This is a genomic window from Paenibacillus sp. PSB04, from assembly GCF_025809195.1.
In the GTDB taxonomy this organism is placed as follows: domain Bacteria; phylum Bacillota; class Bacilli; order Paenibacillales; family Paenibacillaceae; genus Paenibacillus_AQ; species Paenibacillus_AQ favisporus.
In genome coordinates this window covers 7103030-7116944 of sequence record NZ_CP081301.1, presented here as the reverse complement: position 1 = coordinate 7116944, position 13915 = coordinate 7103030, and the positions used below count along the sequence as shown (strand labels likewise).

Sequence of the window (13915 nt, the reverse complement as noted above, 5' to 3'; positions counted from 1 at the left end):
GGCTTCATAAAGGGGAGGAGCAACATGATTACACAAACGGTGACCATACGGAATAAACAGGGCTTTCATGTGCGGCCGGCTCAGCAGTTCTCGGACCGGGCGGGACAATATGAAGCGCAGGTGGCGGTCGTAACGGAGGATGGACGCCGGGCCGACGGCAAAAGCATGCTGGAGCTGATGACGCTTGGGCTCGAAGCAGGATCGGTCGTAACGATCGAAGCCGCCGGACCGGGAGACGAAGAAGCGGTCCGCGCTTTGGCGGAGCTCGTGGACGGCAAGTTCGGTGAGGACTGATGGACACGCTGTATCTTCAAGGCATTGGCGTGTCGGAAGGGGTACGGATCGCGCCGGCCTTCATCTACCGGCGGAAAGAGGCAGGCGGTGCACCGGCTCCCACGGAGCTTCCCGGCGGCCCGGAGGCGATTCGGGCTGAGCTCTCCAGGCTGGGAGAGGCGAAGCGCCGGTGTGCCCGGCAGCTGGAGGAGCTGGCGGCAAAGGCAGCGGAGACGCTCGGCGAAGACCAGGCCGGGATCGTGACGGGTCAGCGCAGGCTGCTGGATGACCCGGCCTTCTATCCGAAGATGGAGGCCTGGGTGCAGGAGAAGCGCGTGCCTGCGGAGCAGGCTGTTGCCGGCATCGTGGAACAGGTAGCCGGCGTGTTCGAGGCCATGAGCAGCGACTATATGAAGGAGCGGGCCGCGGATATCCGCGACATTGGCGGACGCCTGCTGGATGCGTTGGCGGCAAAAGAGGACCGCGGGTTATCCGCGATCACGGAGCGGGTCATCCTCGTGGCGGACGACTTGGCGCCGTCGGACACGATCCAGCTGGACCCGGAGCGGGTGGTGGGGCTGATCACCCGCGCCGGCGGTGCGACGTCGCACACGGCGATCCTGGCGCGCTCGCTCGGCATTGCCGCCGTCGTCGGCGCCGGCAGCGCCATCGACGGCATCGCGGACGGCGATCTGATCGCCGTCGACGGGGCGGCCGGACGCTGCATCGTCCGGCCCAGCGAGGCGGAGGCGGAGCAGAGCCGCCTCCGGATGGAGGAGGGCGAGCGGGAGCGCGCCGCGCTCGCCCGTTACGCCGCGCGTCCGGCGGTGACCGCTGACGGGACGCGCGTGGAGCTGGCGGCCAACATCGGGACGGCCGCCGAAGCGAAAGCCGCCGCCGAGCAGGGCGCCGGCGGCGTGGGGCTGTTCCGCACGGAGTTTCTGTTCATGAACGCCCCGGCCATGCCGGGCGAGGAGGAGCAGTTCCGTGCGTACCGGGAGGCGGCGGCCGCCATGGATGGCCGCCCGGTGATCATCCGCACGATGGACATCGGCGGTGATAAGGCGCTGCCGTATCTGGATCTGCCGCGGGAGGACAATCCGTTCCTCGGCTATCGGGCGATCCGGATCGGCCTGGGCAGGCAGGATCTCCTGAAGGTTCAGCTGCGCGCGGTGCTGCGGGCCAGCGCCTTCAGCAACGTCAAGGTGATGTTCCCGATGATTTCCGGGCTGCAGGAGTGGCGGGAAGCCAAGGGCGTGCTGGAGGAGGCGAAGGAAGAACTGAGGCGCAGCGGGGCGGCATTCGACGAGCGGATCGAGGCGGGAATCATGGTCGAGGTGCCGTCGGCGGCCGTCATGGCAGGGGCGTTTGCCTGTGAGGTCGATTTCTTCAGCATCGGTACGAACGACCTGGTTCAGTACACGCTGGCTGTGGACCGGATGAACGATAAGGTCGCATACTTGTACGATTATTTCCACCCGGCGGTGCTGCAGCTGATCCGTCAGGTCATCGAAGCTTCCCATCGGGCGGGCAAATGGACCGGCATGTGCGGCGGGATGGCCGGCGATCCGCTGGCCGCTCCGCTGCTGCTGGGGCTCGGCTTGGACGAATGGAGCATGGAGGCTGGCAGGCTGGGCGTTATCAAAAAAGAACTGTCGGCTCTCGACCGGGAAGCCTGCCGCTCGCTGGCCGACAGCGTTCTGACGCTGGATACGCCCCATGCGGTCCGACAGGCACTCGAAGAGTTTCGACGCGCCATCGGGCATACGCTATAGGCACAATGTTTAAGCATCCGACCGCTAGAGTTTGCAGGAAAAGGCAGAGCGTCCTCTCTGAGAGGATTCTCTGCCTTTTGGATTTGCGCCAAGGTGGATTGCGATATTGCTGTAATTTCTGAATTGTAGTAATTGTGGTAACGATAGTGCACAATACGGTAATGTAAAATATAGTAATATGAAATATAGTAATGCGCAATATGGTAATGCACATTAAAGTAATGTACTGTACTGTAATGCACAATACGGTTTTCCGCATTACGGCACAGCGCATTACAGCATTGCGATATTCTTCATATCGCAATGCTGCGGTCAGTCCGAGTGCCTCTTTGTTTTTACTGGCTCCTATTCTCGTACTCACTGTTAAGGGCCATTTATATTTTCAGCACGGGCCACAGCAGCACCTCCAGCCGCGGGGTATACGTCAGCAGCGCCGGCTCCGGGTCGTGGACCAAGCCGAACGAGGTCGTCAGGCTGTTTTCCTCGATCCACAGTCCGGCCTCCTGGAGCGGCCAGGGAAGGTGGTGAATCTCCCCGATTCGGAGCTCACCGTCGGATCCCGCAGAATACAGACAATACCGCTCAGTCAGCCAATGGACGAGGGTCCCGGGCTCGGCATGATAGACCTTCGGGTTTACCGCGCGATACCGGCTTTTCCATACCGCCGGGGACTCTCCATGCCCGCGATCCCTTTCGCTGACATAATGGATGAATCCCTCTTGGTGGCTCTTTTGCATTCGGGCGTAGCGGTAGGGCAGGCGGGCCAGCATGTGGGCCCCCGCGACCGCAATCGGATTCGACGCTTCCAGCGTCAAAAACCAAATGCCGGGTTTGCCGCTGCAGTTCACGTACGTTCTAACGTTCAGCTCCAGGAACTTCCGGGTCCCCGGTACGGGCGGCATACCCCGCAAGCGGAGCGGATCCAGCAGAAACGGGGCGACGCTGATCCACGGCCTTCCTTCCCATCGCTCAAGTTCAAGGCCGGGGGGAATATGGGGAAGCAGGCTGTGTTCTTCTACCGGCCAATGGGCGAAAAGCAGGTCGTTCCAACCCTGCTTCATGACCCAAGGCCCGTCTGGCATAGGTATCGGACGATGGCTCGTTTGCTCCAGTATGCTGCGGTTTTTCATGGTTCTCTCCTCTCGGCGGTTTGGGCAGGGGCTACATATCGTTATTACCCATCTATGCACAAATACGATGTTTCATATCCAGGGGCACGGGTAAGTAATGAATGCAAGCGCAACACTCAAAACCCTAGAAGGAGTGATTCGAAATGGCAAATAACAAAGATAACCGTAAGATGACCGTCGAAGAAGCCGGACGTATGGGTGGCGAGCAAACCGCCAAAACGCATGACAAGGAATTTTATCAAGAAATCGGCAGAAAAGGCGGCGAAGCGACGGCAGATTCCCATGGCCGTGAGTTCTATGAGGAAATCGGCCGTAAGGGCGGCGAGGCGACATCAGACTCGCATGACCGCGAATTTTATCAGGAAATCGGCCGGCAAGGCGGAGAAGCGAGAAGCGATAGCGATGGCAGGGACGGCAAAATGAGCCGTGAGGAAGCCGGCCGCAAGGGCGGAGAGGCCCGGGCCCGTCAAAGAGACAACTCTTAATCAGTCGATACGATAGATGAACCACAATAAAAGGGACCTTCCTTCGGGGAGGTCCTTTTTACTATTACATGGCGCGTCAATCTATGCCTGCGGCCGTCAGACCGGCGAGCTTGGCGCTCGTCATCGCGGTATCGGCAAGGCGCCCTTCGCGGCCCACCCAGTCGCCGGCGACGTACAGCCCGCGAATTTCCGGAACGGCCGGTCCCGGTGCGGGAGCATCCCCACTTCGCAGCGCAGGCCGGGAAGTATGAGCGGCAAGCAGATTCGGGGAGAAACGGACGGCGGCGGTCGCCTGCTCCCAGCCCGGCTGAATGGCCTCAAGCCTTTCCTTCAGGCGCCGCAGGACCAGCTCGGAATCACCGGCAGGACTGGAGCCGTGGTATGTCATCACATGGATCACCTGGGAACCGTCGTCTGTAAGTGGGATCGCTGCCGAATGGTTCGAATAATAAAACGGCTCATCCAGTCCGAGAACAAACGCCCGATCCGGATGGGGCACCTGTTTCAAAGCGACGTCCAGGCAGGAAACGTACAGCGGGTGAGACTGCTCCTTCCAGACTTCCAGCGAACGGCTGTGCAAGCCGGAACCCTTGAGCCATTTGCTGACCGCATGCGGTCCGGCCGCGGCGATGATGCTGCCTGTTCTAAGGAGGGTCCCTTCGGACAGAAGGATACCGGTGACTGTTCCCTGCTCATGCACAACTTGGGCAGCTTCGGCACCTGCGGCAATGACAACGCCGGCCCGGACGGCTTCCCGCTGAAGGCTGTCGATGACCGTCTGCCAGCCCCCAAGCACATACCGGACGCCTTGGCTGGCGAGCTGTCCTTGTTCCAAAACGTAGCCTGCGCTTAACCGCTCCATGTCGTCATCGTAGGCCCACTGTCTGCACATGGCGTAAAAGAACTGGCGGACGCGGTCGGAACGGACATTCCCCAGTGTCCATTCTTTCATGCTGATCGAGCGGATCGGTTCCGGATCGATCCGGTTCAGGCTTCCCATGAGCGTACTCCATTCCGTCTGCTCCTCGGGACTTAGCTCCTGGGCGGCATGGATGAGTTTCCCGTCCAGAATGCCGTACATGGCATTTTTCGTCCCGCTGCCCAAGGAAGGTTTGCAGCCGAGCTCTTCCAAAATCCGCAGCGCAGCGCTTCCTTCGTACATGGCGCGGGGGCCGTAATTAAACAAGGCTCCACCGATTCTGGCGGTTTGGGCCAGGCCGCCTAGGCGGCTGTCTTTTTCAAGCAGTATGACGGATCGCCCGGACCGAGCTGCATAAATCGCTGCGGTCAGACCGGTCAGCCCGCCGCCGATTACAGCAATATCATAAAATGGGTGTTCCATAGTCATGTTCATATTTAGTTTCATTATAAAGTACACTCCTTTCAAATGCGTTACCAATTAGTCACATATAATATATGTTACTTTATAGTAACGTGTCAATGGGGTCATGGAGGATTTATTTGAAGAGCCTCAGCAGGGATGGTACAGCAAATCAGTTGAAAGAGGGGATGATTGCATTCCTGCAGCAACAAAAAAGCCCTGCTCCCGGGAGTAGGGAAAAAGGGCTTGGTCATGAATCGGCGATGGCGATACCCGGTATGAATTTGGATTGCTCAGCCTCGAATAACATCCAGAACCATCTCGGTCAATCTGCCGATCGTAGGCTGATCCAGGGGACGCTGCAGCTGATACATATTCACGGATCCCGACAGGCGGGTTGTGCATTCAAAATGCCACGGGGTTAGACCGCTCTCCGCGAGGAGAGAGCTGCGGTACGTATGGCGGTAAAGAAGGGGCAGGCGCTCCAAGCCCCCGATTTCCCGGATCTCGGGCTGCTCGCAGTCCGTTTTGACCAATTCGAACACGCCGGCCAGCGGAATCGGTTCGGATGCAAACTTGGAGAGAACGGGGACCGCATACTTCGTTTCCCGGTCGAACAGAGGACGGAGACCGCCCGCGTCCATGCCAAACGTGTCAAGGCTGTCCTGCCAAAGCTTCTGCTGTGGATAGGCAGGGGCAACAAGCGGAAGCTGCTCCGAATCCATCGTAACGGCGATGACATCGTCGGTCAGCAGCTGGCATCCCTGCTGCAGCAGGGCGGATGCCAGCGTAGACTTGCCGTGTCCGGAGTGGCCGACCAGGGCGTAAGCCTTGCCGTTCATGACGACGGCGCTTCCGTGCAGTGGCAAAATCCTTCTCTGCATCAGAATAGCACCCATGCAGGTACCGAGGACATACAGCCGGATCTGATCCTCGTCCGCTTCTGCCTCAGGCGAGACGTAAATGTCGGTTCCGTTCTCTGCGCTGAACACGGCCAGCTTCGGAATCCGGAACATCACCTGCTGCTCGCTTACGGCGAATTTGTTGACGGGTGTTTCCCGCTGTGCCCAGGCATCGTCAAGGTCGGCGAAGCCGATCCGCACTTGGATATCTTGGCCGAAATGCAAGGCCGGCCGGAGCTCGGGCAGCGGGATTTCACTTTCTATCCTAAGCCCGAAGGCTGTATATATCGCTGGTTTGATCATATATTTTCTCCGCTTCGTCAGAAGAATGTGGATATAAGAACAGCCCTTACCCCATATCATTGGGACCAAGGGCTGCTCCTGATCACTCGGTTATGAATTGGAATTAGCTGTAGAAGACAGGATCATCCGGGTCCGGTTGGAAAGAGTCCGGTTTGCCTTTTCCGGGGCCAGCCATCGTCATGCTGACTTCCAATACTTCCAGTTCAGGTGTAGTCCATTCTTTTTTCATCGATTTCACCTCCTTTCAAAAGTTTCGCTCCAGAAAGCGGTACACGATTAAGCTTCGCATCAGCACCTTGATGGCCGGGCTGTAGGCCTGGCTTGGGTGCATCCCGTTTCTGGCTTCGTCAAGCGCTTCGCGTACGACAGAAATGTTCAGCACCTGCTGCATGCGGGAATCCCGGCACAGTTGGTCCAGCTCCCGGATCATTTGCTCCCAGTGCGGAGCCATCCGGTGGAGGATGTCGGCCGCCTGGATCCCCTTGAGCCGCTGATTCAGCCGGACGTTGTCGGGAAGGTAGCCTTGGGCAGAGCGTCTGATCAACGCGCGGTCGAGTCCGTTCTGCACATACTGCTCCATCGGTACCGACAGGCAGAACCGGATGACGCGTAGGTCGTTGGTCGGATCATGCGCCCAGAGGGGATACTGCAGCGACAGCTTACTGACGCTCGTTCCTGTCGTGCTCCATACGTTATAGCTGTCAAAATGATACTTTCTCGCCTCCACCGGGTCGGAGGGAAGGTCTTCGCCCGATCCGATTTCGGTGAACTGCCTGTCCGTCAGCTTGTCGTAAACGCCGGCCTGTCTGGCGAATTCCGGGTTAACCAGCTGCGGAAATTCATTGGCGGATGAGGCGGCATGCCTGCGTTTCAGAAGCGGAAAAGCCTGCTTGCAGAGCTCGGCTATGATGCGTTTGCGTCCTACGCCAATGTTCATACTGTATTGGTTAATCTCCTCGCGCAGGCGGACCCACGCCATTTTCTTCATCAGTTTGGCATAATAGTCCAAGGCGTTGCCCCAGGAGATGCTGTAATTTCCTCTTGCACCATTCAGCAGAATGCCCACCCCGCGCTCATGCGCCTGTTCGTAAATTCCTCTAAGCCAGAATGAATTTTCGAAAAATTTGTAGGGTGTCTCCATAATATCCAGCCAGTGGTCGATATCCGTAAACGGGCTGCGGCCGTTAAAGCTGAGGTAGCTGTCCTCGATGTTGCCCGCATGCTGGACGGTCTGACGGATGAGCGGCCTTTCGTCGGCCAGTCTCCGCTTGGGCGTCCAATCCTCGAAGCCGTCTTCGGGAACGTAGCTGAACGTATGCAGTTTCCTGTGATCACGCTCCAGCGCTTTGGCCGCAAAACCGGCAACCGATCCGGAATCCAGTCCCCCGCTTAAATGAGCCCCCACCATCCGGCTTGTCCGCTGCAGCCTTGAGGTAACGGCCCGGTTAAACACGTCGCGGAAAGCTTCCTGATATTCTTCGGAAGTCTTAAGCTGCAGGGGGGAGGTCTCCGTCAAGCTGTAGTATCTGGAGACGGACACCTGGCGGCTGCGGACCGTGAGCGTATGCGAAGGCGGCAGCTGCTCGATATGCCGGTAAACCGTTGTAGATAAGTCCGGCGGCTCAAAAACCCCGCTGATGGCCAGAAACTCGGCCAGCCAAGGTTCGTTCAGCTCCTGGTGAACATACGGCAGGGATAACAGCGGGCGAATGGCCGTACAGAAGGCCAGTTGTTCCCCGTTCCGGTGATAATAGAGCGTTCGCGCGCCGGAGAAATCCCGGGCTCCGAACAGCATCTGCTTGTTCCCGTCCCAGATCATAAAAGCAAAGTCGCCGACTAAACGCTCCGGCATCGACTCTCCCCATTTTTCGTAAGCGAGCAGCAGAATTTCCCCGTCCGTCATGGCTTGTCTTGCACGGGGAGGGACCTGCAGCCCATCCATCAGCTCATGCCGGTTATCGATGATGGCGTCGGCGGTAATGGCCAGCCTGCGTTCTGCGCAATAGAAGGGCAACAATTCGTGGGCAGACTGCTGCGTGATCCACTGGGCGTGACAACCGAACCACACATGGCCCAGCTGCCATACCGAACTCCGGTCTGCCGGATACCGTTTCAGTGACTCCATAATGGGCGCTCCGGCGCTGACGTCTAAGGGGTCTTGGCTAAACCGGTAAATCCCCGCAATTGCGCTCATGACATCTTCCTCCGTTATGTACCGTCCAAACAATTTGCGACAATATGTATCTAGTTCTTCTGTATCATACTACATGTATACATATTGTATCAACATATTTTTTCAACGTGCGAAATTTAGTGAATTTGGATGAGGAAAGTTTACCTGGTTTGCTTTTTGTCGGATGGGAGAGCTGAACGCGGAGGCCGTGCTGCCGTTCTGGCACGGTTTGTCCGCTTGATATAAGCCTGGAGCATAAGGCAGAACAGGTAGGCGCAGAGGATGCCGAACGTATCGTTCACGATGTCGTAAATCCGTCCGCTTCGAAAAAAATACAGCTGAAGAACCTCAGTTAACGCTGCGTACAAGATCGCCGTCATGACGGCAAGCTTCGAGCCGCGCAAATTGGACAAGAGCAGTTCCAATAGAAAGAAACCGATAAAATGCCCGATTTTTCGGTTGATCCAGGCCTCGCTCGACCACTGTAAATCAAGCTTGAGCAGCTCACTCCAATCGGGTGAGGGGTTCAGCCGGAAATCCGCTTGGTGATGGTGGAGAAGGGCGTTGAAATCGAAAGAACAAGTAAAGACGAACAGGCAGACCGCCCACGTCACGGTGAGAAAAATGCGCATAATTCCTCCTTCATTTAAAGCGCTTCCATTATATATGTGTTCGTTCTGAGGTGAGAGAAGGCGTGTTTGCGATACAAGTTGTAACTTTTTTCGGCAAGTATATAGCAGCATTTTTCGGATTTCAAGTTTGCTGGCCGTCAATTTTTTTAACGCCCGGAAAGGGAATGCGGATTTTAACTGTCTGAATATGCATGGAAATGCGGATGAAAGCGGTTTTTCGCTGCATAATCATGTCGCTTTTCGAAAAAAATTAGAGTCATTTGCTTGACATGATACATTTTGTATCTTAAAGTGTAGGATGAATAATACATACTGTATCGGTAAGGTGTGACCCACAACTGCAGTTGAAAAATGATTAGCGGGGGTAGCGTGTTTATGGAGCTTAAACAGTATTTTCGAATCATTGTAAAAAAGTGGTGGTTAATCGCGGCGATTGTCGTTATTGCCGTTGCGGCTACCGGAGTCAAAAGCCTCTACCTCACGACGCCGGTCTATGAGGCCAACGCCAAACTGATCGTAAACCAATCCGCCTCCGCGGACGGCGGGGCCAGCCTCAATGCCGGAACGATCCAGACCAGCATTTTCCTCATTAACTCCTATAAAGAAATCATCAAGTCGTCCGCCATTATGAACAAAGTCGTGCAAAAATATCCCGATCTGAAAGCATCGCCCGGTGAACTTGCAGCGATGATCTCGGTCACTTCAGCCAATGATTCGCAGGTCATGAACCTGGTGTATCAGGACCCGTCCTATACCCGGGCGGCCAAAATCGTTAATGCCGTCTCCATGGTGTTTAAGGAACAGATTCCCCGCATTATGAACGTGGACAACATTACGATTCTTAGCGAAGCCGACACCAAGGCCTCCCCTGGACCGATCAACATTAACCCGGTCATGAACATGCTGATCAGCTTTGTCGTTTCCCTGATGCTCGCCATCGGACTGGTTTTCCTGCTTGACTATCTGGACGATACGGTGAGAACGGAGGCCGAGGCTGCGGAAATTTTGGACATGCCAGTGCTTGCGGTCATCAGCGAAATGAACCGGGCGGATTTGAAAACCCGAAGCGGCACGAGTATACCAAATCAAAAAGTAGGTGAAGGCAAGTATGCGACGCTCAATCAATAAAGAAGCCCTGGTCGTATCCGGGAATCCAACCTCCCGGGTATCCGAGGCATACCGGCTGCTCCGGACCAAAATTCATTTTTCCCCCAAAGACGCGGCGCATCAGGTCATCATGGTCACATCGACGCGTTCTTCCGAAGGCAAAACGACAACGGTCAGCAATTTGGCGGTGACCTACGCAATGGAAGGCCGGAAGGTGCTGCTGATTGACGCGGACATGCGTAAGCCAGCGCTGCATGACATCTATTCCCTTTCCAACCGGCACGGGTTGAGTACGGTACTGGCCGGGGACGTGCTGGTGCAGCAGGCCGTTCAGGAGACGGGCATCAACCATTTATCCCTGCTGACGGCCGGGCCCGTGCCAGCCAATCCGGCGGAGCTGATGGACTCGGCCGCCATGCGGGACATGCTGGTGCAGCTTCGGCAGGAGTACGACGTTATCCTCATCGATACGCCGCCGGTGCTTGCGGTGTCGGACGGTGTCATTACGAGTGCGTTATGCGACGGCGTCATCATGGTGGTTGCCGCAGGCAAGGTCAAACGGAGCCACCTGAGGGCGGCCAAGGAACAGCTGGATCATGTGAAGGCCAACATGCTGGGGCTGGTGCTTAACCGGAGCAGCCGCGACCAGCAGGCATTTGCTGCGGACCATTACGGTATGCAGGCTCAATAAAGACTTGTTTTTCAAGAAGGTAATGCCTACTGCACCTTTATCACTGGAGGCACTCGGTCACGCTGTGGGTCCTATGGACCTTAGACATTCATTGTCGAGGGTGTGATGTGAGGACGGGTTGAATGCCCTGTTTTTTAGAAAATGGAGCTATGGTCTTTTCCCTGTTTGCGAAGAGCATATAGCTAGGTTTTCTACATACACAGCATGCATCTGGGGTACAAAGAAAAATATAAAAGATGGGTAGTGAATGAGATGAGGAAAGTGAAAAAAGCGATTATTCCCGCAGCGGGGCTTGGAACCCGGTTCTTACCCGCGACCAAAGCGATGCCGAAGGAAATGCTGCCGATCGTCGACAAGCCGACGATTCAGTACATCGTAGAAGAAGCGGTGGCGTCCGGAATCGAGGACATTATTATCGTGACCGGCAAAGGCAAGCGCTCCATCGAGGACCATTTCGATCATGCGTTTGAGCTGGAGAACAATCTGTTCAGCAAGGGGAAGTTTGACCTTTTGGACGAAGTCCGCCGGTCCTCCAACGTGGAGATTCACTACATACGCCAGAAGGAAGCCAAAGGGCTGGGGCATGCCGTGTGGTGCGCCCGCAACTTTATTGGCAATGAGCCCTTTGCAGTGCTGCTTGGGGATGACATCGTACAGTCCGAGGTGCCCTGCATCCGCCAGTTGGTGGAGCAGTACGAGCAAGTTGAAAAGTCCGTCATCGGCGTGCAGACCGTTCCGAGCGAACAGACGCACCGGTATGGGGTGGTTGCGCCTTTGGAGAAGTTCGGACGTTTGCACGAAGTGAGCTATTTTGTGGAGAAACCGCCGGCAGGACAGGCTCCGTCGAACCTGGCCATTATGGGCAGGTATGTTCTGACGCCGGAAATTTTCAGCTACCTGGGGCTGCAGGAAGAGGGAGCCGGCGGGGAAATTCAGCTGACCGACGCCATTCAGAAGCTGAACGAGAGCCAGGGTGTCTATGCTTACGATTTCGAAGGCACGCGTTACGATGTCGGCGAGAAGCTGGGCTTCATCATGACGACACTGGATTTTGCGCTGCAGTACGAAGAACTGCGCACCCCGCTGCTGCAGGGGATGGAGCATATTCTCGAGCGGGAACAGCTCGGCAAAATAAATCGCTAGTGAGGTGATAGGTGGTGATCTCTCCCACACCGCAAAGAAACGAGTCGGATGTCGCATTCGAGGGTACGCCGGCGTACTCGCCATATGTTCTGGAGAACGACAATCCCCGGGTCATTTATCAAGCGTTTAAAAGAGCGACGGATATCGTCCTTGCGCTGATCGGCCTTGTCGTGCTCTCACCGCTGTTTCTGATCGTTGCGATTCTGATTAAACTGGAGGACCCGAAAGGGTCCGTTTTTTTTGGACAAACCCGTGTCGGTAAAGAAGAAAAGCCGTTCCGGATGTACAAGTTCCGCTCTATGGTATCCAATGCCGAGGAGCTGCTGGATGGACTTCTGGAGCAAAACGAAATCAGCGGCGCCATGTTCAAAATGAAAAAGGACCCGCGCATCACCCGGGTGGGCGCCTTCATACGCAAAACGAGCATCGACGAGCTGCCGCAGCTCTGGAACGTTGTGCGCGGTGACATGTCGCTTGTCGGCCCCCGGCCGGCCCTTCCGCGGGAGGTCGCGGAATACAGCAGCTACGATAAGCTGCGCTTGAGGGTCATCCCCGGGTGCACCGGCCTCTGGCAGGTGAGCGGACGAAACGAGCTGAGCTTCAGCGAGATGGTGGAGCTGGATTTGCGGTATATCGAGCAGCGCGGCGTGATGATGGATTGGAAGATTATTTTTATGACGATCCGGATGTTTGCTGGTTCAAAGAATGCTTATTAAAGATCATATTATACGGTGACGACAATGGACAAAAAACTAAAGGTTGTGTTTGCAAGTCATACGTTTATCGGAGGGCCTTTTGTGGTGGGTTCCCACCATTTGGCTCGAGAAATGACCAATTTGGGACATGAGGTGCTGCATATCAGCACACCGATAACACCATTTCACTATCTTTCTTCTAACAATGAGATTAACACCCTCAGGAAAAAAATCTCACGGGAAGTATCAAGGATATCGTCAGCTGAAATCGGGAATATCCCGATTAACTATGTACCATTTTCATTACTACCGTGGAAAATTGCTAGGACGTTTTACCGCCAATTCGGCATTAATTTCATGGTGAATCCGGTCTCAATTCCTTCTATGCGGAAGCATTTGAAGCAGCTATCCTTTCTTCAGCCCGACATTTTATTTATTGATCAGCCTACTTTTCTGGGTATTGAGAGTTTTATCTCACCCAAAGTTACCGTGTACCGCGCTACTGATCTGTATAAAGAAATGACAGGAGATCCCATGATTTCTAAAGTGGAGGAAGAGGTCATTAAGGGAGCCGATGGTATTGTAGGAACTTCGGAGCCGGTTGTGGAGTATTTGAAGACAATAAATCGTACGCTGCCTAATTTGTTAATTGAAAATGGCGTCGATTTTGAGCATTTTGCAACATCCGGATCAGAGCCCGAGGAGTATAAAAACATACCTTTCCCTCGGGCCGTATATGTTGGGGCTCTTGACGACAGGTTTGACTTTGCCGCATTAGAATCGTTGGCAAAACATATCACAAATCTGCAAGTAGTGGTTATCGGCCCTGGTGATGGTAGATGTGAACGCCTTTCTCAACAGTTCACCAATATCCATATACTTGGGCCGAAACCATATAGCGATCTTCCTTCTTATTTAAATCATTCTCAAATTGCCTTGCTCCCGTTATCAGATCATGAAGCAAATCGGGGTCGAAGTCCAATGAAGCTATATGAGTATGCAGCGAGCGGCCTTCCGGTTATTGTGAAGGAAACTCCGGAACTTCAAAGAAGAGAAGAAAAATTCACTTACATGTATAAGGACCCTGAGTCCTTAATTTCAGTAATGAACAGATTATTAAATGAAGTGAATCAGAACAAGGTCAACAGAGAGGAGATTCAACTAAGTGCCAGGAGTCAATCATGGAAATCTAAAGCGTCCCAACTGCTTGAATTCTCGTTAGATTTGCCGAAGAAAAAAGAAAATTATAAATAACAGTTAATATTCAATTTGAGAAGGTGACATT

At 55.0% G+C, this 13915-nt stretch carries 14 protein-coding genes; 8 read left to right on the top strand and 6 right to left on the bottom strand.

All coding sequences use genetic code 11. From position 1 onward, the window contains the following. Positions 1-24 precede the first annotated feature (24 nt). Both K2F33_RS32640 and ptsP read left to right on the top strand, forming a co-directional pair. The gene (locus tag K2F33_RS32640; RefSeq protein ID WP_076170389.1) at positions 25-294 is read left to right on the top strand and encodes an HPr family phosphocarrier protein; all 270 of its coding nucleotides are present in this window, start codon (positions 25-27) and stop codon (positions 292-294) included. After that, positions 294-2048: a phosphoenolpyruvate--protein phosphotransferase gene (ptsP, locus tag K2F33_RS32635; RefSeq protein WP_212982820.1), complete on the top strand. Its 1755-nt coding sequence runs from the start codon at positions 294-296 to the stop codon at positions 2046-2048. Before K2F33_RS32640 ends, ptsP begins: the two co-directional genes overlap by 1 nt. Positions 2049-2422: 374 nt before the next feature. Here ptsP and K2F33_RS32630 read toward each other — a convergent pair whose 3' ends face one another. Continuing rightward, a complete protein-coding gene (locus K2F33_RS32630; protein ID WP_212982821.1) occupies positions 2423-3178 on the bottom strand; it encodes a YqjF family protein in 756 nt (251 codons plus the stop codon). Positions 3179-3321: 143 nt separating this feature from the next. Here K2F33_RS32630 and K2F33_RS32625 point away from each other — a divergent pair, with 143 nt between their 5' ends. Next, a complete protein-coding gene (locus tag K2F33_RS32625) occupies positions 3322-3663 on the top strand; it encodes a KGG domain-containing protein (protein ID WP_212982822.1) in 342 nt (113 codons plus the stop codon). Between the two features lie 76 nt (positions 3664-3739). Here the strand turns inward: K2F33_RS32625 and K2F33_RS32620 are convergent, their stop codons facing one another. The 5 genes from K2F33_RS32620 to K2F33_RS32600 all read right to left on the bottom strand — a co-directional run bounded on the left by K2F33_RS32620 (position 3740) and on the right by K2F33_RS32600 (position 8994). Continuing rightward, the gene (locus K2F33_RS32620) at positions 3740-5029 is read right to left on the bottom strand and encodes a phytoene desaturase family protein (RefSeq protein WP_212982823.1); all 1290 of its coding nucleotides are present in this window, start codon (positions 5027-5029) and stop codon (positions 3740-3742) included. A gap of 248 nt (positions 5030-5277) precedes the next feature. Then, on the bottom strand, positions 5278-6189 hold the full coding sequence (locus K2F33_RS32615; protein ID WP_212982824.1) for an aldolase: 912 nt from the start codon (positions 6187-6189) through the stop codon (positions 5278-5280). Between the two features lie 103 nt (positions 6190-6292). Next, complete coding sequence (locus K2F33_RS32610; protein ID WP_105441696.1) at positions 6293-6418, bottom strand: paeninodin family lasso peptide; 126 nt, start codon at positions 6416-6418, stop codon at positions 6293-6295. A 15-nt stretch (positions 6419-6433) separates the two neighbouring features. Continuing rightward, the gene (locus tag K2F33_RS32605) at positions 6434-8383 is read right to left on the bottom strand and encodes an asparagine synthase-related protein (protein ID WP_212982825.1); all 1950 of its coding nucleotides are present in this window, start codon (positions 8381-8383) and stop codon (positions 6434-6436) included. 140 nt (positions 8384-8523) lie between these two features. Further along, the gene (locus K2F33_RS32600; RefSeq protein WP_076170382.1) at positions 8524-8994 is read right to left on the bottom strand and encodes a VanZ family protein; all 471 of its coding nucleotides are present in this window, start codon (positions 8992-8994) and stop codon (positions 8524-8526) included. 375 nt (positions 8995-9369) lie between these two features. Here K2F33_RS32600 and K2F33_RS32595 point away from each other — a divergent pair, with 375 nt between their 5' ends. The 5 genes from K2F33_RS32595 to K2F33_RS32575 all read left to right on the top strand — a co-directional run bounded on the left by K2F33_RS32595 (position 9370) and on the right by K2F33_RS32575 (position 13884). Then, positions 9370-10122 (top strand): YveK family protein, encoded by a 753-nt coding sequence (locus tag K2F33_RS32595; RefSeq protein WP_076170381.1) that lies wholly within the window; start codon positions 9370-9372, stop codon positions 10120-10122. Continuing rightward, on the top strand, positions 10103-10792 hold the full coding sequence (locus K2F33_RS32590) for a CpsD/CapB family tyrosine-protein kinase (RefSeq protein ID WP_212970006.1): 690 nt from the start codon (positions 10103-10105) through the stop codon (positions 10790-10792). The genes K2F33_RS32595 and K2F33_RS32590 overlap by 20 nt, the downstream gene beginning before the upstream one ends. Before the next feature lie 252 nt (positions 10793-11044). Next, positions 11045-11935, top strand: coding sequence for a UTP--glucose-1-phosphate uridylyltransferase GalU (gene galU, locus K2F33_RS32585; protein ID WP_212982826.1), 891 nt, complete (start codon positions 11045-11047; stop codon positions 11933-11935). A 17-nt stretch (positions 11936-11952) separates the two neighbouring features. After that, on the top strand, positions 11953-12651 hold the full coding sequence (locus K2F33_RS32580; RefSeq protein WP_089550070.1) for a sugar transferase: 699 nt from the start codon (positions 11953-11955) through the stop codon (positions 12649-12651). 24 nt (positions 12652-12675) lie between these two features. Continuing rightward, a complete protein-coding gene (locus tag K2F33_RS32575) occupies positions 12676-13884 on the top strand; it encodes a glycosyltransferase (RefSeq protein ID WP_263880622.1) in 1209 nt (402 codons plus the stop codon). The last annotated feature ends 31 nt before the right edge of the window (positions 13885-13915 follow it).

Excerpts from the sequence above, each read along its gene's own strand:
- K2F33_RS32575 (WP_263880622.1), top strand. The coding sequence starts at position 12,676 with ATGGACAAAAAACTAAAGGTTGTGTTTGCAAGTCATACGTTTATCGGA.
- K2F33_RS32595 (WP_076170381.1), top strand. The coding sequence starts at position 9,370 with ATGGAGCTTAAACAGTATTTTCGAATCATTGTAAAAAAGTGGTGGTTA.
- K2F33_RS32600 (WP_076170382.1), bottom strand. The coding sequence starts at position 8,994 with ATGCGCATTTTTCTCACCGTGACGTGGGCGGTCTGCCTGTTCGTCTTT.
- K2F33_RS32605 (WP_212982825.1), bottom strand. The coding sequence starts at position 8,383 with ATGAGCGCAATTGCGGGGATTTACCGGTTTAGCCAAGACCCCTTAGAC.
- K2F33_RS32610 (WP_105441696.1), bottom strand. The coding sequence starts at position 6,418 with ATGAAAAAAGAATGGACTACACCTGAACTGGAAGTATTGGAAGTCAGC.
- galU (WP_212982826.1), top strand. The coding sequence starts at position 11,045 with ATGAGGAAAGTGAAAAAAGCGATTATTCCCGCAGCGGGGCTTGGAACC.
- K2F33_RS32620 (WP_212982823.1), bottom strand. The coding sequence starts at position 5,029 with ATGAAACTAAATATGAACATGACTATGGAACACCCATTTTATGATATT.
- ptsP (WP_212982820.1), top strand. The coding sequence starts at position 294 with ATGGACACGCTGTATCTTCAAGGCATTGGCGTGTCGGAAGGGGTACGG.
- K2F33_RS32625 (WP_212982822.1), top strand. The coding sequence starts at position 3,322 with ATGGCAAATAACAAAGATAACCGTAAGATGACCGTCGAAGAAGCCGGA.
- K2F33_RS32615 (WP_212982824.1), bottom strand. The coding sequence starts at position 6,189 with ATGATCAAACCAGCGATATATACAGCCTTCGGGCTTAGGATAGAAAGT.
- K2F33_RS32630 (WP_212982821.1), bottom strand. The coding sequence starts at position 3,178 with ATGAAAAACCGCAGCATACTGGAGCAAACGAGCCATCGTCCGATACCT.
- K2F33_RS32640 (WP_076170389.1), top strand. The coding sequence starts at position 25 with ATGATTACACAAACGGTGACCATACGGAATAAACAGGGCTTTCATGTG.
- K2F33_RS32590 (WP_212970006.1), top strand. The coding sequence starts at position 10,103 with ATGCGACGCTCAATCAATAAAGAAGCCCTGGTCGTATCCGGGAATCCA.